This is a genomic window from Streptomyces coeruleofuscus (assembly GCF_039532725.1).
GTDB classification, from domain to species: Bacteria; Actinomycetota; Actinomycetes; order Streptomycetales; family Streptomycetaceae; genus Streptomyces; species Streptomyces coeruleofuscus.
Genome location: NZ_BAAASE010000002.1, coordinates 496,576 through 516,497 on the forward strand (window position 1 = coordinate 496,576; position 19,922 = coordinate 516,497).

Genomic DNA, 19,922 nt, shown 5'->3' on the forward strand with positions numbered 1-19,922 from the left:
GAGGATATTCAACCGGGCAAAATCTTCCTCAATGCCTCGTCAAGGCTTTTCGCGATCTCCGCGACGCCCGGCCGGCTTCCGCCCGGGCCTCGTGGCGGGCCGTACAGGGCGTCGAGTTCGGTGGTGAGCGTGTGGGTCACCGCTCCGTACAGGGGCGTGCGGGGGCGTTCCACCGCCGCGCCCAGGGCCGGGCGCAGGATGCCGCGGAAGTAGCTGGTGCCGTCGGCCATCCGGTCGGGCGGCATACGGCCTGTGCCCTCGCCGGTGGGGGACGCCGTGGGCCCTTCGGCGTACGCGCGGGCGTGCCGGCAGTCGGGGGCGGTTTCGGGCTCCTCGTAGGCCGAGGCGCGGGTCGCGGCGAAACCGGCGCGCAGCAGGCAGCGTTCGCTGTCCGGGTCGGTGAGGAACGCGATCAGTTCGGCCGCCTTGGCGGCCCGCTGCTCGGACGTGGACGAGGTGACGGCCAGGCTCTGGCCGCCGAGCACCGCCTTGCCGGGCAGCCGGGCCACACCGAGGTTCTTCCCGAAGGTCTCGTGCAGGGTCGGGTAGACGTACGGCCAGTGCCGCAGGAAGGTGGTGCGGCCCTCGGCGAAGGCGCTGAGCGATTCGGCCTCGCGGGACTCGGCGGACCCCTCCAGGAGGTACGGCGACTGCGTGCGCTCCCACAGTTCGGTCATCCCCGTCGTCAACTGCTCCTCGGTAGCGACGTAGTTGCCGTCGCCGTCGGTGAGCCGGAAGTTCGGTACGGCGGAGGCGAACGCCTCGATCGCGTTGACGGTGCGGCCCTCGTAGGCGGCGAGCTGGGTGGTCCAGATCGCCTCGTAGTCGTCGATCCCGGCGTCGTCGAGGGGGCCGCGCAGTTCCCGGAGCCCGTCCCAGCTGACGTCGTCGCCGCCGAGGTCGGTGCGGGAGGCGCTCGCCTTCACCAGGTGGTCCTTGCGGTAGTACAGCAGGCCCGCGTCGCTGTTGAAGGGGACCGCGTACCGCTTGCCGTCCCAGTACGACGTCCTGTCCACGGACTTGATGAGGTCCTCGGGCTCCTTGACCGCCGAGTCGTCCAGCGGGCGGATCCGGCCGGCCTCCGCGAACTCCGGGATCCAGGTCACGTCCAGGTTCACCACGTCGTACTCGGCGCTGCCGGACTGGAGGGCGCCGAGCAGCTGGCTGCGCTGCTGGTCGGCGGAGCCGGGCAGCTCCACCAGGCGGGCCCGGTAGCCGTGTTCGCCCTCCTTGGCGTTCCAGGCGTCGATGAGCTGCTGGCGGATGCCGTTCTTGCCGGTGACGTCCTGGCCGCTGGCGACCACGATCCGGGGGGAGGAGTCGGCGTCCGCCGGCGGCTCCTGTACGTCACCGCCGGTGCAGGCCGTGAACGTCAGCAGCGACAGCAGGGACAGCGAGGCGGCCGTCAGGCGTCGGGCCATCATTCCTCCCCCGTTCCGGTGCGGGCGACCTCGTCGCGCAGGGCGGGCACCAGGTCGTCCCCGGCGTCCAGGCAGCGGCCCCGGCCGGCCTCCGCGATCCGCGTGCCGGGACGGTCCCGGTCACAGGCCCCGTTCTTCAGGGTCACCATGGCCACGGGCACGCCGGCGGTCCGGGCCCGGTCGAGCACCCGCTCGAGTCCGTCGCCGGTCAGGCGGTTGTCGTCCTCGCCGTCGGTGAGGTACACGATCAGTTGCGGACGTTCGTCCCCGGCGCCGCGTTCCCGCATGAACGCCAGGGCGTCCACCAGGGCGGCGGACGGATCGGCTTCCGCGCTCCGCACGCGGGCGGCGGCCAGGGCGCGCTCGGCGTCCGGCCGGGCGTGCGTGCCGAAGGGCATGAGGTCGGTGTGCGTACGGCCCTTGAGACCGTGCACCGCCCACACCCCGTACTCGTCCTCCCCGCCGAGGCCGGTCAGGGTCTGCTCGATGATGCCGGGGCCGCCACTGGATCCGTCCCACAGGCCGGCCATCGAGCCGGAGCTGTCGACGAGGAACAGGACCCGGCCGGGGCCGTGCGCGTTGCCGTAGCTCTCCAGCGCCTTGTCCATCTCCTTCGGTTCGGCGGACTCCGCCGGCCGGACCTCGTCGATCAGCCCGTCACCAACCGACTTCGGGTCGAGCAGGCGTCGCTCGCCCTGTGCGGACCTGAAGCCGTGCTCGCCGAGCACCTTCCGGCCTTCGTCGTCGGTCAGCCAGGAGCGGAAGCGGTCCGTCTCGGTGGTCCGCGCGTCGGTGTCCCGCGTGGCGTCCTCCCAGCGCACCCGCACGAACGTGGGTTCCAGGCCGGGGACGTCGTCCGGGTAGACGGCGGTGCGCGGGGCGCGCGTGGCCGGGTGGCAGCCGACGCCGCTCCTGAGCAGGAACTCCGGGACCAGGGCCGCGCTGCGGTCGTCCACGGCGTGGGTGTCGGCCAGCGTGCACAGCAGCCTGACGGCCGAGGGCTCGGGCCGGCCGGACTGCGTGATGCGCAGCTCCGCGCCGCGCGCGTCGGCTCGGCCGCCGTACAGGCCGACGGTCGCCAGCAGTGCCGAGTCGGCGAACGCCGGGTCGGGGCGGCGCACTTCGGCCTCGCCGGGCGCCTGTTCGAGATCGGTGATCAGTTGGGACAGCGTCCGCCCGGTGGGCTCGACGGCGTCGTCCAGGCCCTTGGGGACGGCCAGGACGACCGGTGAGTACGCGAACGGCTCGTCGTCCGCCGTCAGATGGGCGAAGACGCGGTCCTCCTGGGACGCGGTGACCCGGCGGACGTCCGCGCGGGTGGCGGGGATCCACACGTCCGGCTGCGGGCCGATGTCCCGCTGCGGGTTGTCGTCGTCGCGCGGCTGCTGCCAGGCGTCGGTCCGCTTGCTCAACGCGGTCACCACGCCTGCGGCACCGGAGCTGTAGACGGTGACGCCGCTGCGCCGGCAGCCGTCGTCCGTGGTGTTGGCGTCCGAGGCGACGTAGGCGTCCGCGGCCGCCTTCATCGCCGGTTCCAGGTCGGGGTCGGTGAGGAGACGCAGTTCCAGTGCCGGGGCGCAGTCGCCGGAGTCGCCGGCCAGGACCAGGAAGCCGTAGCCGCCGGCTCCGGTGGCGATCAGCGCCAGTACGGCCACCAGGCCGGTGCGGCCGAGCCGGCGGACGGCCTTGCCGGCTCGGGCGAGTGTGCGTTGGAGCCAGGAGGGCTTCGGCAGCGGCGGTGGCGGGGCCGGGCCCGCCGCCAGCAGGACGTCGTCGGAGTCCCAGGGGGGAGCCAGCGCCTGCGGCCGCTGCGGGTCGTTGACCTCCGCCTTGTATTTCGCCTCGGCCATCCGCTGCTTCACCGTGGCGTACAGCTGGGAGAGCCACACCTCCCCGCCCCCGTCGAGGACGTGCACCACCTCGCGGGTGAACGGCGTCGCCATGTCGGCGTCCCCGCCCAGGATGCAGCGGTTGGGCTGCACGCTCATCAGCAGCAGGACCTTGTGCTTCTTCCGATCGGGATCGTCCAGGCGGTGCCAGATTCCCGCGGCGTTGCCCGCGTAGCAGCAGTCGAGGATCACCACCACCTGCTCGGCGTTGCTCTCGGCGAGCTCGCCGAGCACCAGGCTGAAAGGGACCGAGCCGGGCAGCCCGTTGCCGGTGAGCACCCGCGCGGTGCGCATCTGGAGGTGCAGCTCGTCGCCGGCGGTGGAGGTGACGGCGTGCCCGGCGAAGTAGAGCAGCAGCAGTCCCCTGGCCTCGTCGCAGGCGCGGCGCAGCGCCCCCGTGAAGTCGTCCGGGGTCGGTGAGGGCAGTGTCTTCACCTCGCCCGCACCGAAGACATCGCCCCGTTTCAGCGCGTCGTCGAGCAGCATCCGGTTGTGCCGCACGGCGGGGAGCTGGCCGTTGACGCCCTGTGGATGCGGTGCCGTGTGGTCGTACTCGGACACACCGACCAGCAGCGCCCGGTTCACCCTGCCGCGCGGGTCGAAGCGGACCACCGCCCTACTCCCTGCCGGGGTCCAGCGGGCGGATCTGTGGATCGGGATCGCCGCGCTGGAGCCTGCGGCGGTTGTTGGTCCAGGTCTTCACCGCGCGTGCGGTGTACTCGGTCAGTGCCGCGAGTGTGACGACGTCACCGAGCACTCTCAGAACGAGTTCGATGTCGGGCCCCATCCGCCCGTCGGCCCCGTCCGTGCCGGCCTGCTCCTCGATGGTCAGGTGGCGTTCGGAGACGAGTTGCTCCAGCGGCTCTTCCCGCTCCAGCCACGTCCTCAGGGCTCTGACATCGTCCACGGTCGCGCCGGCGCCCAGCCGCACGCGTACGCCTAAGACAGCCACTCGGTCCCCCTCTGTCATGTTCGACATCATGACACCGGGTCAGGCCTCGGCGGCAGACCTGTGACGAGACCTGTGACGAGACCGGTGCAAGCGATTGCACGCCCCCTTCACGCCAGGCGCACACGGCGCACGCGTGGTCAGGGCTGGGTCTGCAACTGCCTCAACTGCCGCTGCACATGATCGAGCGCCCCCTCGCGCCGCCCGGGGACCCGTCCCCGCAACTCGGCGAGCGCCGCGCCCAGTTCGCGGGCGCGCGTGGTGTCGCGGACCTGGCCCCACTGGTGGTGGGCCCGGTCCACGGCGGCCTCGACGGCGGGCGCGTCCGCCGCCTGCCCGGCGTTCAGGCGGACGGTGGCCACCGTCAGCCAGGTGTGGCAGCTGCGGCCCGCGTCCCCGGCGAACATCGCCAGGTCGGCCCGGACCTCGGCCCAGTGCAGGGCCTCCTCGGAGGCAGGCCCGTGCGCGGCGACGGCGGCCTGCTCGTGCCGGGCGGCGAGCGCGTCGGCGTCCAAGTGGCGGCCGGACTGGACGGCGGCGGTGATGGCGGCGTGCGGATCACCGGCCGAGGGGCCCGGCGTGCTCAGCACGATGTCCGTGCCCGCGCTCTCCGGCGCGATCCGGGCCAGCGCCTGCTGGTGCAACTGCTCCGGCGGCGGCCGGAAGCCGCTGCGCAGGATCGTCGCGACGGCCTTCATGTACGCCGGTGCCGCGACCGCGCGTCTGGACGGCGGGGGCGCGATACGGCCGTACACGGCGTTGCCGCGGCCCGCGTCCAGCGGGGTGCCGCGCAGCAGCTCCCAGGTCTCGGCGTCCGCGTGCAGGTCGAGCAGAAGGGTCGTCGCGCCGGCGGGCCTCAGCCGCAGTTCGTCCCGGAACCAGTGCCAGGGGAAGGCCGTGTAGCGGGCGGTGGACGCGGTGGTACGGGCCAGCGCCAGGTGGGGCAGGCGCTGGCGGCGGTCGAGCTGGAGCTGGCCGGTGACGTACACGGTGAGCGGGCCGGGGGCCGCCGCGGCTGCACGGAGCCGGGTGAGGACGGCCTGCGGCTCCAGCGGGTCGGCGAGTTCGACGACGTTCGCGGTGTCCGTGCCGGCCAGCACATTGGGTGGGACGGCGGCCAGGACGGGGAGTACGGACGCGGCGTCCACCAGGCGCCCCTTGCCCACCGGCGAGGCCGCCAGCAGCAGCGCGGTTCCGGGCATCTCGTCCCTCCCCCTGTCGATCACGTACGGCAGCACCGTAACCGCTGCGGCTGCAAAGGTGGGCCGCAGGACCTCAAACGTCCGCCTTCGGGTGCTTCGCCCCCCTCGTCGGGGACGGTCCGACGGCGCACGGCGAAGACGGTGGTGCCGCCGACCAGGCACCCGCCGCAGCGCAGCGCCGCGCCGTGCCGTCCCGTCCCGTACGAAGGCGGCCATGCGGTGCGGGGTCGTCGGCGACGGCCCGGAGCAGCTCCTCGGCCAGCCGGCGAAACGCCCCGGTGCCGTCCCGGGCTCCGTCACGCCGTCCGCCACCGGCAGCAGGGTCTCGTCGGCGGCCACCCGTACCCGCGGTACCGCGGGCGGGCCGGGCGCGAGATCCCGGAGGCCGAGCGGCAGCCCCTCCGCCGCCGGCAGGCCGCGCACTCCCCGCGCCCCGGCCGCCACGGCGGCTCGTGCCCGGAGACGACGGCGTCCCCGGCCTCCCGCATCCGCGGCAGTTCCTGCCGCCGACTTGCCGGGGGGTCCCCACCGGTGTGCCCTGGTAGGCAGGGGCAGGGAGAGAGAGGAGAGCTCTCATGGCTCATGCGGCACCCGCCTCACGCAAGGTGACCACGCGACGCCGTACACCCGATGTCTTCAGCCCGCGCACCCACGCGATGGCGAAAATCGCGGTACCCGTCGTCCTCGGACTCGTCTACGGCTACTGGGCCGCGGCCAACCGGCGCGACGCCGGGCCCATCACGGGCTGGAACCTGCTGTTCGGCTTCCTCACCGCGCTCGTGTTCGCCGTGCTGTACACCGCCGTGCGGGAGGTCGCCCCGCGGCTGCGGCGCGAACTCCACGCGCTGCTCTGGTTCGCCTTCACCGGCTGCGCGATCGGCTTCCTCTACAGCCAGACCGGCGAGTCCGTGCTGCGGTCCACCGGGCTGGGGCTGGTGGTCGGCGCGGGCGTCCTCGTGACGTTGTTCTACCGCTACTACACACACGAGGACGCCTCCGGCCGACGCCTCGACCGATGACCTGCCGGTGGGCGGTGCGACACGTTCGGCTCGGCATGCGGGCCCGAATGCAGTCACGCCGGTCGCGGGCCGGGCCCCTGACGCCTTGCCTGGAAGGGTGTCCGAGCACGACCGGGCGCCCGTACCCGAGCAGGCGCCCCTCCGACGACCGCGGAACGCCCTGTCGGCCGTTCTGCTGGCCCTCGCGTGCCTGCTCGCGCCGTTCGGGACGCTCGCCTCCTGGGCGGCGCACGGGCTGACCGACACCGGCCGCTACGTCCGGACGATGGCGCCGCTCGCCTCCGACCCGGACGTGCAGCACGCGGTCGCGGATGCCGTCGGCGACGGCATCATGCGCGAGGCCGGGCACGAGCTCGGCACCAGCCTGCCGCGCGGCACGGTCGGGCCCTTCGTGCACGACGCGGTGCGCTCGTTCACCCGGACCGAGGCATTCCGCACAGGCTGGGACGCGGCGAACCACGCCGTCCACGACGCGGTGCTACGGGCCCTGCGCGACGACGGCAAGCGCGCCGCCCCGGTCACCGTCGACGTCGCGCCGGTCGTCGCCCGGGTCAAACGCCGGCTCACCGACGACCACGTTCCGTTCGCCCACCGCATCCCGGTGCTGCACGCCCGGGTCCCGGTGCTCCCGGCCGACGACCTGGACCGACTGCGCAAGGGGTACCACGTGCTGGACACCGCCGCCTTCTGGCTGCCGCTCGCCGCCGCCGTGAGCGCCATGGCCGGGATCGCCCTCGCCGCGAGCCGCCGCCACGCGGTCACCGCGCTCGGCCTCGGCACGGCGCTGGGCGGCGGGCTGCTCGTCCTGGCCGTCGCGATCGGCCGCCGTCTCACCCTCGCCGACCTGCCCGACACGCTCCACCGCCCGGCCGCCGGCGCGGTCTACGACGCCCTGACGGTCACCCTGCTGACGGTGTCCTGGCTGCTGTTCGGCTTCGGCCTGACGGTGGCGCTCGGCTCGTGGCTCACGGGCCGGTACGGTCCCCGGCTCGCCTCGCGGCGACGTGCGCGAGCGTCCGCAGCGCCCGGCGCAGATCCGGCTCCGGAGCCGAAGCGAGCCCGAGCCTGACGGCGTCGGGCGTGTGGCCGGGGGCGACGGCGAAGGCGGGACCGGACGTGACGGCGATGCCGTGCGCGGCGGCGGCCCCGGTGAAGGTGTCCGCGCGCCACGGGGCGGGCAGCTCCCACCAGGCGAAGTAGGCACGCGGATCGGACCGTACGGCGAAGCCCGCGAGTTCCTCGGCGAGGATCTTCTGCCTGCGCGCCGCGTCCGCCCGCTTGGCCGCCACCAGCCGCGCCACGGTCCCCTCCCCGGCCCAGCGCACGGCCGCCTCCAGCGCGAACCGCCCCGCACTCCACCCGCCCGACCGCACGGCACCGGCCACGGCCCCGACCCGGTGCGGCGGCACGACGAGGAATCCGACGGTGAGCCCCGGGGCGACCCGCTTGGACAGACCGTCGACGACATGGGTGAGCGCGGGGGCGTGAGCGGCGAGCGGATCGCCCGGCTCGTGCAGGAAGGACCAGATGCGGTCCTCCACCACGGGCAGGTTCAAGTCATGGAGCAGCCGGGCGAGTTGAAGTAAGCGGGGGCGAGTCGTCGTCAGGGACGTCGGGTTGTGCAGCGTCGGCTGCACGTACAGGGCGGACAGCGGCGCCGTCCGGTGCGCGGCGGCGACGGCCTCCGGGAGCAGCCCGGCCGCGTCACCGGCCAGCGGCACCAGAGTGATGCCCAGCCGCGCCGCGATCTCCTTGACCAGCGGATACGTCAACTGCTCCACGCCGACCCGGCCGCCCGGCCGGACCAGGGAGGCCAGCACGGCGGCGATGGCCTGCCGTGCGTTGCCGGTGAACAGCAGCCGGTCCGGGGCTGGGCGCCAGCCGGGGGTGGCGAGGAGCGTGGCCGCGGCCTCCCGGGCGGACTCGGTACCGGTGGCGGCGGCCGGCAGCAGCGCCTCGGCCAGCACGTCGGGACGCAGCAGCGGCGCGAGGACCGGGGCGAGGAGCTCCGGCTGACCGGGCGCGCTGGGGTAGTTGAGCTCCAGGTTGACGGGGGCGTCGGCCGGTCCGGGCTCGGCGAGCGCCCGCCCCGCGGGCCCGTCCGGGGCGGCCCGTACGTAGGTGCCGCGCCCCACCTCGCCGACGACCAGCCCGCGCCGTACGAGTTCGCCGTACACCCGCCCGGCCGTCGACGAGGCGATCCCCCGGCGCCGGGCGAACGCCCGCTGTGGCGGCAGCCGTTGACCGGGCTTCAGCCGCCCGCTGGCGATGTCGTCGGCGATCCTGTCGGCGATACGGCGGTAGTCACCCATCGATCGGTCTCCCCCTTGGATTGCACCGAGAGCAAAGATCTTATTGCACTGAGTAAGGGGAGCTGCCTAGGGTCGTCCCATGGCACCCTTCCTCTCATACGAGGACAAAGGCCCCGTAACCTCCCGGCAGCCCCTTGTCCCCCTGGTCCTCGTCCACGGTCACCCCTTCGACCGCACCATGTGGGCCCCGCAGCTCGGCACGTTCTCCGCTGACCGCCGCGTCATCGCCCCCGACCTGCGCGGCTACGGCGCCTCCCCGGCGACCCCGGCCCTCACGGACTTCTCGCAGTTCGCCCGGGACATCGAGGCCCTGCTCGACGAGCTGGGCGTGGACTCCTTCGTCCTCGCCGGTCTGTCCATGGGCGGCCAGATCGCGATGGAGTGCTACCGCCTCTTCCCCGGCCGCGTCCGCGGCCTGGTCCTCGCGGACACCTTCCCGGCGGCCGAGACCCCGGAGGGCGTCCGCACCCGCGACGCCATGGCGGACCGCCTCCTGCGGGAGGGCATGCGCGGCTACGCCGACGAGGTCCTGGAGCGGATGGTCGCCCCGTACGCCCCCGCCGAGGTCAAGGCGCACGTCCACCGCATGATGACGGCCACCTCCCCCGAGGGCGCCGCGGCGGCCCTGCGCGCCCGCGCCCGGCGCCCCGACTACGCCGCCCTGCTGACTCGCGTGACCGTCCCGGCCCTGGTCGTCGTGGGAGCCGACGACACCTACACGCCCGTCTCCGACGCCCGGGCCATGCACGCGGCCCTCCCGGACTCGGCCCTGCACGTGATCGACGGCACGGCCCACATGCCGAACCTCGAACGCCCCGAGGAGTTCGACAAGGCACTCGGCGAATTCCTGGCCCGCGTCGACGCACGGCCCGGGGACGCCGACCGACGGCAACCTTCCACCGCCCCACCCCGTCTTTGAGGGAGGATTCGGGCACCCCACCCCTCGAACCCTGAGGGAGGATTCGGGCACCCACCCGCGAACGGAAGGCCGGGCCTTGGACACCGCCGCTGCCGAGTGGACCGCCACCGACGGTCCGGAACACCGTCCGCCCGGACGGCGGTCCGGCGCCTGGTGCGCCGCCCTGCTGTTCGCCGCGGTCAGCGTGGTCGTCGGCTTCCGGACCGCCGACAGCGACGGCAACACGCCCGTCCCGCAGGTCCTCGCCTTCCTCCCCTGGCTGCTCGCCCCCACCGGCCTGGCGCTGCTGCTCGCCCTGCTGTCCCGGTGGTGGCTCGGGACGGCCTGGGGCGTGGTCCTGCTCGGCCTGCTGGCCTGGTTCATCGAGCCGTACGGCAAGGTCGGCGACCCCGTCGGCCGCCCGGTCGCCGAACTGCGCGTACTGACCTCGAACGTCGAGTTCGGGCAGGGCACCGGGTCCCTGGTCGCCGCCGTCCGCCGCGAGGAACCGGACCTCGTCTTCGTACAGGAATGCGAATACGAGTGCGCCGCGCGGCTGAAGGACGACCTCTCCCAGGACTACCCGCACCGCCGGGCCGTCGAGGGCGGCGGCTCGGAAGGCTCCGTCATCCTCAGCCGCTTCCCGCTGCGGCCCACCGACGGCGTCCCAGGCACCATGGGCATGCCCGGGGCGATCGCCGACGTCGACGGGCATCCCGTACGACTCCAGCTCGCCCACCCCATGCCCCCGATCCCCGGCCAGGTGGACCTCTGGAACAGGGAACTCGGCGCCCTGCGCGACGCGGCCACCGCCGACCGCGGCACCCCCCTGGTCCTGGCGGGCGACTTCAACGCCTCCCAGGACCACGCCGCCTTCCGCCGCATCCTCGACACCGGCCTGAGCGACGCCGCCCGCCTGGACGACGCCGACCGCACGGCCACCTGGCCGGCCCGGACCGCCCCGACGTTCGGCACGCAGATCGACCACGTACTGGTGTCGAAGCACTTCGGGGCCGACCGCACGCGCATCCTGGACGTGGCCGACACGGACCACCGGGCGGTGGTGACGGATCTGACGCTGCACGGGGACAAGTAGACGGGGGACGCCCGACAGGCGCCCCCCGTTCGTCACTCTCCGCTCAGACGCCGATGTCGCAACCGTCCGCACGCCACACGGCCACGACCGCCGGCCGGACGTACTTCCCGGGCCCGTCGGGCCAGGTGCTGGCCGGCTTCTCCACGGACGCGCCGTCGATCTCGCCGGGGTGCTGCACGGCGACCAGCACGCGCCGGTCCTGGATGATCGGACCGCAGGTCTCGGCACCCTTCGGCACGGTCAGGAACTGCTTCAGCTCACCACGCCGCTCGCCCCGGGTCGCCACGCCGAACAAGCCGTCGTGCGAGCCGAGCTGGGCGCCGTCGGTGGAGATCCACAGGTTGCCGTAGGGGTCGAAGGCGACGTTGTCCGGGCAGGAGATCGGGCTGACGCCCTCCTTCGGGAACCCGGCGAAGTAGGTCGCCGGGTCGTCCGGGTCACCGGCGACGAGGAACAGCGACCAGGCGAACCTGGTGCTCTCGGGCCGGTTCCAGCGCTCGGTGAGCTCCAGCACGTGCCCGTGCTTGTTGGCGTTGCGCGGATTGGCCTCGTCCGCCTTGGCGTTGGAGCCGACACCGCGGTTGCTGTTGTTGGTCAGGGCGACGTACACCTTGCCGGTCACCGGGTTGGGCTCGATGTCCTCGGGCCGGTCCATCTTCGTCGCGCCCACCTTGTCACCGGCGAGACGGGTGAAGACGAACACCTCCTCGGCGCTCATCCCGTCCACGTGCGAGACGGCACCGTCGGCGGTGGCGGTGGCCAGCGGGATCCACTCGCCGCTCCCGTCGAACTCGCCGTCGTTCGGCAGCTTGCCCGTGCCGTCGATCTCGATGGCGGGGGAGTCACCGGTGAGCTTGGCGACGTACAGCGTCCCCTCGTCGAGCAGGGAGAGGTTGTGCTCCCGCACGGCCCTGCTGCTGCCGTGCCGCATCCGCTTGCTGCCGACGAACTTGTAGAAGTAGTCGAACCGCTCGTCGTCACCCGAGTACACGACGGGCCGTCCGTCGCGCGTGAGCCGCACGGTGGCGGCCTCGTGCTTGAACCGCCCGAGGGCGGTGTGCTTGCGCGGCGCGGAGCCGGGGTCGTACGGATCGAACTCCACGACATACCCGAACCGATGCACCTCGTTCGGCTCCTGGGCGACGTCGAACCGCTTGTCGAACCGCTCCCACTTCCGCTCGCTGGCCCCGGTCCCGATGCCGTACCGCTTGTCGGTCGCCCGGCTGCTGTTGGCGAAGTACTGGTTGAAGTTCTCCTCGCCGTGCAGGGTCGTGCCCCACGGGGTGACGCCGCCCGAGCAGTTGTTGAGGGTGCCGAGCACCTTCGTGCCGCTCGGGTCGGCGGAGGTCTTGACGAGGTCGGAGCCGGCGACGGGCCCGGTGAGCCGGAACTCGCTGGTGGCGGTGACGCGCCGGTTGAGCTGGTGCCGCGCAACGGCGGTGAGCTTCCCGGTCTTCCGGTCCCCCTCCACGACGACGGCGGACAGCCCGTGCGCGGCCCAGGCGATCTCGGCCTGCTCACGGGTGGGGTTGGCGGCGTCGTACCCCCGGAACATGAGCACCTCATCGGTGTACTCATGGTTGGCGACGAGCAACTGCCTGTTCCGCTCCCCGGGCAGCGGGAGCAGGGCGAGGAAATCGCAGTTGTACCCGAACTGCCCGGCCTGCGCCTTGGCGGTCTGCTTCTCCGGGTCGAAGGCGGGCGCACCGCGCAGGATGGGCTCGCCCCAGCGGATGACGACGTTCTGCCGGTACCCCTCCGGCACGGTCACGGCGTCGGTGGTGTTGGGCGCGACGGGCGCGAAGCGCAGCCCTCGCGCGCCCTTGTGTTTGCGCCGCGCGGCCTCGGCGGCGGCGTCGGCGGGGACGGTTCCGGCCGGGACGGCACCGGCCTGCGGAGCCTGCGCGACACCCACGGCCCCCGCGCCCGCGGCGGCCACGGTCACCACGGCCGCGGCCCGCATCATCGACCGGCGGCTGAGCGCACCGGCGATCACATCACCGACGTACTCGTTGGAGCTGGTGTTGGGCACCTCGTGGAAGCAGGCGTCACCACACCGGAAACGACAGGTCATGGCGGACCGGCCGCCAGGGTGCGAACCGGACGGCGTTCCGATCAACGGCAGCAGCTTTCGCACTTTGCTCTCTCCTTGGATGCCCATGGTGTCAGCGTGACCGTAGGGGCACATATGTGCGGCAGCCGGGCGCCGGGGTGAACAGCGAGTGAACCTGCGGAAGCCTTACGGCAGTTACGGCGATTCAGCACGGCGACACCTTCGCAGGCCGGATGTCCCTCTTGACAGCCTGTACCCCGCACACCTGACCCTGCCCAAGATCACCCAGGAGGGCCGCTAACCTTACGTGTCCGTCCTGGCCAGGGATTGACGGGCTTCAACTCACGCGAAGGGTTGCGCGCACATGGGCATTCTCACTCTCTTGCGGAACGCGTTCGGACGGTCACGCAAATCACGGACCGCCGAGGCGGAGGGTGCGGCGCAGACCACCCCGACGGCGGAAACCCCTTCCCACGACTCACCGACGCCGCAGCCCCCCACCCCCGCCGCGACGGAACCGAAGGTCCCGTCCCCCTCCCCGGAACCGACCCCCGGCCCGACGGCCGACGTCCCGGAGCCCCGCGGCGAACACGACCTCGTGTCGATGATCTTCGACAACGTGACGGTGCCCAGGCCTGCGCGGTCGGCGGAGGAAGAGCCGGAGCGGACGACCGCGGAGAAGCCCGGGGGTGAGGAGCGGGCGGTCGCCGGGGAGCCGGCGGCTGAGGAGGAGCGGGCGGTCGCCGGGAAGCCGACGCTTGAAGAGGAACCGACGGTCGCCGGGAAGCCGACGGCTGAAGAGGAACCGACGGTCACCGAGAAGCCGGCAGCTGAGGAAGAGCGGGCGGCCATCGAGGAGCCGGCGTCTGTCGAGGAGCCGGTGGCGGAGAAGCCGCAGGTTGTGGAGGAGCCGACAGCCGCGGAGAAGCCTGCGGCAGTGGCGCCGGAGGCAGAGGCTGACACTGAGGCGAAGCCGGAGCCCAAGCCAACGGTGGAGGAGCCGACGGCCGCCGAAGAGCCTGCGGCAGTGGCACCGGAGGCAGAGGCTGACGCTGAGGGGAAGCCGGAGGCCGAGCCCAAGCCGACGGTGGACGAGCCGACGGCCGCCGAAAAGCCGACGGAGGCGACTGCGGCGGAGAAGCCGACGCCGACGGACCCGGCGGAGGAGGCGACCGTCGCCGAGGCCCAGGAGCCCGAGAAGCCCGAGTCGTCCTCCGAAGACAAGCCGACGCCCGAGGCGGAGAGTACGTCCGAGGCGGAGACCACGCCCGAGGCGGAGCCGACGCCCGAGGCGGTGGACGCACCCGCACCCGCAGCCGCCGACGGCGACTCCGCCCCACAGGGGCCACCCGCACCCGACGACGAAAGCAGCACGGGTGGTGCGGGTGGGAACGACACGGCCGAAGCCGAAGGCGAGGCCGAGCAGACCCCCACCCCCGCCGTCCCCCTCACCCGCGTCAAGACCCGCGCCCCCAGCCTCACCACCGCCTACAAGGCCGCCACCACCACCCTCAAGCAGCACAACCTCACCGGCACCCGGGCCAAGGTCTACCTCGTCCTCGACCGCTCCGCCTCCATGCGCCCGTACTACAAGGACGGCTCCGCCCAGGCCCTCGCCGAACAGACCCTCGCCCTCGCCGCCCACCTCGACCCCGAGGCCACCGTCCCGGTCTTCTTCTTCTCCACCGAACTCGACGGCACCGGCGAGATCACCCTCACCGACCACGAGAACAAGATCGACGACCTGCACGCCGGCCTCGGCCGCATGGGCCGCACCAGCTACCACGCAGCCGTCGAAGCCGTCCTCGCCCACCACGGCAAGGAAGCGACCCCCGGCACCCCGGCCCTGGTGATCTTCCAGACGGACGGCGCCCCCGACGCCAAGACCCCCGCCACCCAGTCCCTCACCGAGGCCGCGAAGACCCACCCCGCCGTCTTCTTCTCCTTCGTCGCCTTCGGCGACCCGGAGAACAAGGCCTTCGACTACCTCCGCAAGCTCAAGACCCCCAACACGTCCCACTTCCTCGCCGGCGAAACCCCCCGCGAGCTCACGGACAAGGAGCTCTACGAGGGCGTACTGGCGAACTGGCGCCCGTAGTCCTCAGACGTTCCGCCTGACGCCGCCCGCTTCTCACCCAGCAAAAGGGGAGGCGGGCGGCGTTCCCATGTCAGCTACGATTTCAAGGTTCCGTAGACGACCGAGACCACGAGATCGTCACCCCGTGTAGCGACTTGGGAGCAGCCCGCGATGGCTCGACACCTCATCACCAGCGCCCTTCCGTACATCAACGGGATCAAGCACCTGGGCAACATGGTGGGGTCCATGCTCCCTGCGGACGTGTACTCCCGCTATCTGCGCCAGCGTGACCACGAGGTCCTCTACATCTGCGCTACCGACGAGCACGGCACCCCCGCCGAACTCGCGGCGAAGGAGCAGGGCATCCCCGTCGACGAGTTCTGCGCCCAGGCGCACGACGCCCAGAAGGCCGTCTACGACGGCTTCAACCTGGCCTTCGACTACTTCGGCCGCAGCTCTTCCCCGCAGAACCACGAGATCACGCAGGAGATCGCGCGCGAGCTCAAGGCCAACGGCTTCATCGAGGAGCGTTCGATCCGTCAGGTGTACTCGAACGCCGACGGCCGCTTCCTGCCCGACCGCTACATCATCGGCACCTGCCCGCACTGCGGCTACGACAAGGCCCGCGGCGACCAGTGCGAGAACTGCACCCGGGTCCTGGACCCGACCGACCTGATCGACGCCCGCTCGGCGATCAGCGGCAGCAGCGACCTGGAGGTCCGCGAGACCAAGCACCTCTTCCTTCTTCAGTCGGTGCTGGCCGGCGAGGTCGAGGCATGGGTCGACGAGCGCGCCGACGACTGGCCGGTGCTGGCCTCCTCCATCGCCCGCAAGTGGCTCACGGAGGGCCTGCACGACCGCGCGATCACCCGCGACCTGGACTGGGGCGTCCCGGTCCCTGCCGACACCTGGCCGGACCTCGCCGCCGAGGGCAAGGTCTTCTATGTCTGGTTCGACGCCCCGATCGAGTACATCGGCGCGACGAAGGAGTGGGCGGACCAGGACCCGGAGAACCGCGACTGGCGCTCCTGGTGGTGGGAGTCGGACGCGAACGTCCACTACACGCAGTTCATGGGCAAGGACAACGTCCCCTTCCACAGCGTGATGTTCCCGGCGACCCTGCTGGGCACCCGCTCCCCGTGGAAGAAGGTCGACGTCATCAAGGCCTTCAACTGGCTGAACTACTACGGCGGCAAGTTCTCCACCTCGCAGCGCCGCGGCGTCTTCACGCACGACGCGCTGGAGATTCTGCCCGCCGACTACTGGCGTTACTTCATGATGGCGAACGCCCCCGAGTCGGACGACTCGTCCTTCACCTGGGAGCACTTCACGGCCACGGTCAACAAGGACCTGGCCGACACCCTCGGTAACTTCGTCAATCGCGTCCTGTCCTTCTCCCGCAAGCGCTTCGGCGACGAGGTCCCCGCGGGCGGCGAGCCGGGTGAAGCAGAGGCGAAACTGGGCGAGGAGATCGCCCGCCTGCTTGCTGAGTACGAGTCCCAGATGGAGGCCGTCCAGTTCCGCAAGGCGGCAGCCGCGCTGCGCGCCCTGTGGTCTGCGGGCAACTCGTATCTCGAGGAGAAGGCCCCCTGGCTGGAGATCAAGACCAACAAGGACGGTGCCGCCCTCACCCTCCGTACGGCGATGAACCTGATCCACCTCTACGCGGTGGTATCGGAGCCCTTCATCCCGACCTCGTCGGCTGCCATGCGCTCAGCCTTCGACCTGAACGGCGACACGGCGACATGGGTGTCGGCCGAGGAGGCACGCGCCCTGTCATCGGTTCCGGCGGGCACGCCCTTCACGGTCCCCCCGGTCCTGTTCGCCAAGATCACGGACGAGGACCTGGAGTCGTACAAGGAGCGCTTCGGCGGCGAGCCCGAGTAGGCCCGGGCGTACTCGCGTTCACCGTGGAACTCCTTCAGCTCCGCCTCGAAGACGCCTTGCGCGTGATCTCTGTCTTCCCGCGCCTGGAGGAGAAGCCGACGGCGTAGCAGACCGCGTGACGGGCGTAACACGCTCGCTACAGCACGGGGCCCGGGAGAACGAGAACCTTCTCCCGGGCCCCGTGCTTTGCGAAGATCGCGTGAGGGCGGCCACCCGGCCGCCGCCACACACCCGGGGGCTCCCATGGCACTGTTCGGCAACGCACACACCGTCGACCCGGCATCGGCCCAGCAGGACTACGCCCGCCTCCTCGGCCACGGCGAACAGGTCCACGCCGCGTTCCTCCTCATCCGCGACACCATCCTCTTCACCGACCGCCGCCTGATCCTGATCGACAAGCAGGGCATCACCGGCAAGAAGGTGGAGTACCACTCGGTCCCCTACCGCAGCATCACCCACTTCGCGGTGGAAACGGCCGGCACCTTCGACCTCGACGCCGAACTGAAGATCTGGATCTCCGGCACCCCGACCCCCATCGAGAAGACCTTCACCAAGGGCGTCGACATCTACGAGGTCCAGGCGATCCTGACCCAGTTCGTGGCGAGGTAGCAGCACTCCATGAAGTGAACGTTTTTGCCGCTCTCGAAAGAGTGAACGCAACCTCGTTCGTCCAGTACGGCGCCCCTCGATGGTCCTAGCTTGCGCCCATGGTCACATCAACCCATGAGACCTCACACCGGATCTTCCAGGACCATCCGGAGGTTCTCACCCCCGCCTTCGAGGCGCTGGACCTACCGCCGCCCGCGAAGGCAATCATCGAGGCGCTCACCCCCGACGCCACGGAGATCAAGCCGCTGGAACGCCGTGTGGACACGGTGCTGAAGGTCGAGCCGTCCGAGGGGGACAGCTTCCTCATCGCCGTCGAGGCCCAGACCGCCCGGACCCGTGGCAAGGGATCCAGCTGGTCGTACTACGTGGCTTATCTGCGCGCGAAGTTCGACCTGCCCGTGCTGCTCGTCGCGGTCTGCAGGGACCGGCCGACCGCGTCCTGGGCAGCCGGACCCTTCGAGTGCCGCGTAGGCAGCTGGACGACGCAGGCCACGCGTCCCTTCGTGCTCGGCCCGGACAACGTACCGTTGATCACCGACGAGTCCATGGTCGCCCGTGAACCGGCGATGGCCACGTTCTCGGCCATCGTGCATAGCGGCAGCGAAGACGCCCCCGCCATACTGGGCATGGTGGCCCGCGGCATGCGGTCGTTCGACAAGGCAACAGCGAAGTACTGGTGCGAATGGCTTGAAGTCGGGCTGGAGGACACTCCGGTCCGGGAGACATGGAGAGAGCTGGAGAAGATGGTCGCCACATACTTCCCGGGCAGGGGAACCCTCTTCGAGGAGACGTACCTGGAGGGCAAGGCCGAAGGTAAAGCCGAGTCCATCCTCAGCGTGCTGGAGAAGCGCGGCATCCCGGTCCCCGAGGACACCCGCGACCGCATCACCTCCTGCACCGACCTCGACACCCTCACCCTCTGGTTCGACCGCTCCCTGACGGCCACCACGGTGGAGGGTCTTTTCGCCGAGGACTGATCACCTCCTGAAGCGGCCGCGGCCCGCTCCCACGACAAGGAGCGGGCCGCAGGCCCGGAGTCGGCTCGGGTCAGCTCACCGCCGTCTTCCCCGTCACCCCCGCACGATCCCCGGCGCCCGCCCGCGGCCCCCGGCTCGTGTGCCGTACGAACGCCACCCCGAGAACCGCCAGCACGGACGCCGCCGACAGGGTGTACAGACCTCCGGTCGTACTCCCCGTCGTGTCCTTCAGATACCCGAACAGAGTGGGGGACACGAACCCGCCCAGGTTGCCGATGGAGTTGACCAGCGCCAGGCCCGGCGCGGCGATCTTCAGGTCGAGGCCGGACTGGGCCATCGGCCAGAACAGGGTGGCCGCGCACTTGCCGCCGACCGCGGCGAGCGTGAGGGCTGCGAGGCCGAACCAGGGGGACCCGAGGGTCGCGAGGAACGTGCCGATCGCGGACAGGACCAGGGCGATCGCCAGGTAGGGGCGACGGTCCGGGGCCCGGTCGGTGAAGTGGCTCATGGTGTACATCGCGATCACCGCGCAGATCCAGGGGATCGCCGACAGCAGGCCGATCTGGAAGGGGGACAGTCCGCCGATCTCCTCCACCAGGCTCGGCAGCCAGAACGTGATCGCGTACCCGGTCAGTGCCATCGCGAAGAAGACCGCGGTCAGGACGGCGACCTGGGGGTGGAAGAGCAGCTTCATCCGCGACACCGACGGCGCCCGGTCACGTGCCTCCTTGTCCCGCGCCACCGCCTCGCTCAGCGCGTCCTTCTCCTCCCGCGTCAGCCACTTCGCGTCCTGGATCCGGGAGACGAGGAAGAACCCGGCGATGAAGCCGACCACGATGGAGAAGGCGCCCTCCAGGGCGAACATCCACCGCCAGCCCGCGATACCGCCCGCGCCGTGCAGCTCCAGCAGGGCGCCGGTGATCGGGCCGGTGACGATGTACGCCGTGGCCGAGCCGCCCAGGAAGATCGCACTGGCCCGGCCCCGGCTGGAGTCCGGCAGCCACTGGGTGAAGTAGAGGAGCACACCGGGGAAGAAGCCGGCCTCCGCGACACCGAGCAGGAAGCGCAGGCCGTAGAACATCCACACGTTGTGGATGAAGCACATCGCCACGATCACCGCACCCCAGGTGATCATGATCCGGGTCAGCCAGACCCGGGCCCCGAACCGCTCCAGGAGCATGTTGCTCGGCACCTCGAACAGGGCGTATCCGATGAAGAACAGGCCCGCACCGAGCCCGTAGGCCGTGGCGCTCACGCCGACGTCGGCCCGGAGTTCGTTCTGGACGAAGCCGACGTTCGTCCGGTCCATCTGGTTGACCAGCAGCATCAGGACCAGGATCGGGAGCATGCGGCGCAGGAATTTGCCGACCGCACGCTGCTCGGCCTCGGGGATGGCTGTTGCGGCGTCTGACATCGTTGTCTCCCTCGATGTGCACGTACGTGAACAGAAGTCACGTACGCGTTGTCGAAGGGACTTTATGGAGGCACAGGTTCCGGGTCAACGGGTTGGGCAGAAGTACATGTATGTGAACA

15 protein-coding genes are annotated in these 19,922 nt (G+C 71.5%); 8 read left to right on the forward strand and 7 right to left on the reverse strand.

The window, feature by feature from the left end; all coding sequences use genetic code 11:
- Positions 1–8 precede the first annotated feature (8 nt).
- The 4 genes from ABFX81_RS09395 to ABFX81_RS09410 form a co-directional block, all read right to left on the reverse strand.
- The gene (locus ABFX81_RS09395) at positions 9–1,421 is read right to left on the reverse strand and encodes an extracellular solute-binding protein (RefSeq protein ID WP_086849754.1); all 1,413 of its coding nucleotides are present in this window, start codon (positions 1,419–1,421) and stop codon (positions 9–11) included.
- The gene (locus ABFX81_RS09400) at positions 1,421–3,922 is read right to left on the reverse strand and encodes a substrate-binding domain-containing protein (protein WP_086849751.1); all 2,502 of its coding nucleotides are present in this window, start codon (positions 3,920–3,922) and stop codon (positions 1,421–1,423) included. Before ABFX81_RS09400 ends, ABFX81_RS09395 begins: the two co-directional genes overlap by 1 nt.
- Before the next feature lie 4 nt (positions 3,923–3,926).
- On the reverse strand, positions 3,927–4,262 hold the full coding sequence (locus ABFX81_RS09405) for an effector-associated constant component EACC1 (RefSeq protein ID WP_346137903.1): 336 nt from the start codon (positions 4,260–4,262) through the stop codon (positions 3,927–3,929).
- A 137-nt stretch (positions 4,263–4,399) separates the two neighbouring features.
- On the reverse strand, positions 4,400–5,461 hold the full coding sequence (locus ABFX81_RS09410; protein WP_086849747.1) for a hypothetical protein: 1,062 nt from the start codon (positions 5,459–5,461) through the stop codon (positions 4,400–4,402).
- A gap of 575 nt (positions 5,462–6,036) precedes the next feature.
- On the opposite strand from ABFX81_RS09410, the gene ABFX81_RS09415 reads away from it, so the two are divergent.
- Positions 6,037–6,480, forward strand: coding sequence for a hypothetical protein (locus ABFX81_RS09415; RefSeq protein ID WP_086849745.1), 444 nt, complete (start codon positions 6,037–6,039; stop codon positions 6,478–6,480).
- A gap of 97 nt (positions 6,481–6,577) precedes the next feature.
- A complete protein-coding gene (locus ABFX81_RS09420) occupies positions 6,578–7,549 on the forward strand; it encodes a hypothetical protein (protein ID WP_086849743.1) in 972 nt (323 codons plus the stop codon).
- Here ABFX81_RS09420 and ABFX81_RS09425 read toward each other — a convergent pair.
- Positions 7,446–8,792, reverse strand: a complete 1,347-nt coding sequence (locus ABFX81_RS09425) for an aminotransferase class I/II-fold pyridoxal phosphate-dependent enzyme (protein WP_086849740.1) — start codon at positions 8,790–8,792, stop codon at positions 7,446–7,448. The two genes, ABFX81_RS09420 and ABFX81_RS09425, sit on opposite strands and share 104 nt — an antisense overlap.
- 79 nt (positions 8,793–8,871) lie before the next feature.
- Here ABFX81_RS09425 and ABFX81_RS09430 point away from each other — a divergent pair, with 79 nt between their 5' ends.
- Positions 8,872–9,711 (forward strand): alpha/beta fold hydrolase, encoded by an 840-nt coding sequence (locus ABFX81_RS09430; RefSeq protein WP_086849738.1) that lies wholly within the window; start codon positions 8,872–8,874, stop codon positions 9,709–9,711.
- A gap of 76 nt (positions 9,712–9,787) precedes the next feature.
- On the forward strand, positions 9,788–10,786 hold the full coding sequence (locus ABFX81_RS09435; protein WP_346137904.1) for an endonuclease/exonuclease/phosphatase family protein: 999 nt from the start codon (positions 9,788–9,790) through the stop codon (positions 10,784–10,786).
- A gap of 43 nt (positions 10,787–10,829) precedes the next feature.
- On the opposite strand, the gene ABFX81_RS09440 is transcribed toward ABFX81_RS09435, so the two are convergent.
- Positions 10,830–12,923 (reverse strand): PhoX family protein, encoded by a 2,094-nt coding sequence (locus ABFX81_RS09440; RefSeq protein ID WP_346137905.1) that lies wholly within the window; start codon positions 12,921–12,923, stop codon positions 10,830–10,832.
- 280 nt (positions 12,924–13,203) lie between these two features.
- Between ABFX81_RS09440 and ABFX81_RS09445 the strand changes: the two genes are divergently transcribed.
- From ABFX81_RS09445 to ABFX81_RS09460, 4 genes are all read left to right on the forward strand, one after another.
- Complete coding sequence (locus ABFX81_RS09445) at positions 13,204–14,937, forward strand: VWA domain-containing protein (RefSeq protein ID WP_346137906.1); 1,734 nt, start codon at positions 13,204–13,206, stop codon at positions 14,935–14,937.
- A 150-nt stretch (positions 14,938–15,087) separates the two neighbouring features.
- A complete protein-coding gene (gene metG, locus ABFX81_RS09450) occupies positions 15,088–16,803 on the forward strand; it encodes a methionine--tRNA ligase (RefSeq protein WP_086841895.1) in 1,716 nt (571 codons plus the stop codon).
- Positions 16,804–17,046: 243 nt separating this feature from the next.
- The gene (locus ABFX81_RS09455; protein ID WP_059417055.1) at positions 17,047–17,412 is read left to right on the forward strand and encodes a PH domain-containing protein; all 366 of its coding nucleotides are present in this window, start codon (positions 17,047–17,049) and stop codon (positions 17,410–17,412) included.
- Between the two features lie 98 nt (positions 17,413–17,510).
- The gene (locus tag ABFX81_RS09460) at positions 17,511–18,389 is read left to right on the forward strand and encodes a hypothetical protein (protein ID WP_086841892.1); all 879 of its coding nucleotides are present in this window, start codon (positions 17,511–17,513) and stop codon (positions 18,387–18,389) included.
- 70 nt (positions 18,390–18,459) lie between these two features.
- On the opposite strand, the gene ABFX81_RS09465 is transcribed toward ABFX81_RS09460, so the two are convergent.
- The gene (locus ABFX81_RS09465) at positions 18,460–19,803 is read right to left on the reverse strand and encodes an MFS transporter (RefSeq protein ID WP_086841890.1); all 1,344 of its coding nucleotides are present in this window, start codon (positions 19,801–19,803) and stop codon (positions 18,460–18,462) included.
- Between the last annotated feature and the right edge of the window lie 119 nt (positions 19,804–19,922).

What these genes read in the sequence shown, in the direction of transcription:
- ABFX81_RS09430 (WP_086849738.1), top strand. Translation starts at nt 8,872, where the DNA reads ATGGCACCCTTCCTCTCATACGAGGACAAAGGCCCCGTAACCTCCCGG.
- ABFX81_RS09415 (WP_086849745.1), top strand. Translation starts at nt 6,037, where the DNA reads ATGGCTCATGCGGCACCCGCCTCACGCAAGGTGACCACGCGACGCCGT.
- metG (WP_086841895.1), top strand. Translation starts at nt 15,088, where the DNA reads ATGGCTCGACACCTCATCACCAGCGCCCTTCCGTACATCAACGGGATC.
- ABFX81_RS09445 (WP_346137906.1), top strand. Translation starts at nt 13,204, where the DNA reads ATGGGCATTCTCACTCTCTTGCGGAACGCGTTCGGACGGTCACGCAAA.
- ABFX81_RS09395 (WP_086849754.1), bottom strand. Translation starts at nt 1,421, where the DNA reads ATGGCCCGACGCCTGACGGCCGCCTCGCTGTCCCTGCTGTCGCTGCTG.
- ABFX81_RS09425 (WP_086849740.1), bottom strand. Translation starts at nt 8,792, where the DNA reads ATGGGTGACTACCGCCGTATCGCCGACAGGATCGCCGACGACATCGCC.
- ABFX81_RS09465 (WP_086841890.1), bottom strand. Translation starts at nt 19,803, where the DNA reads ATGTCAGACGCCGCAACAGCCATCCCCGAGGCCGAGCAGCGTGCGGTC.
- ABFX81_RS09455 (WP_059417055.1), top strand. Translation starts at nt 17,047, where the DNA reads ATGGCACTGTTCGGCAACGCACACACCGTCGACCCGGCATCGGCCCAG.
- ABFX81_RS09460 (WP_086841892.1), top strand. Translation starts at nt 17,511, where the DNA reads ATGGTCACATCAACCCATGAGACCTCACACCGGATCTTCCAGGACCAT.
- ABFX81_RS09410 (WP_086849747.1), bottom strand. Translation starts at nt 5,461, where the DNA reads ATGCCCGGAACCGCGCTGCTGCTGGCGGCCTCGCCGGTGGGCAAGGGG.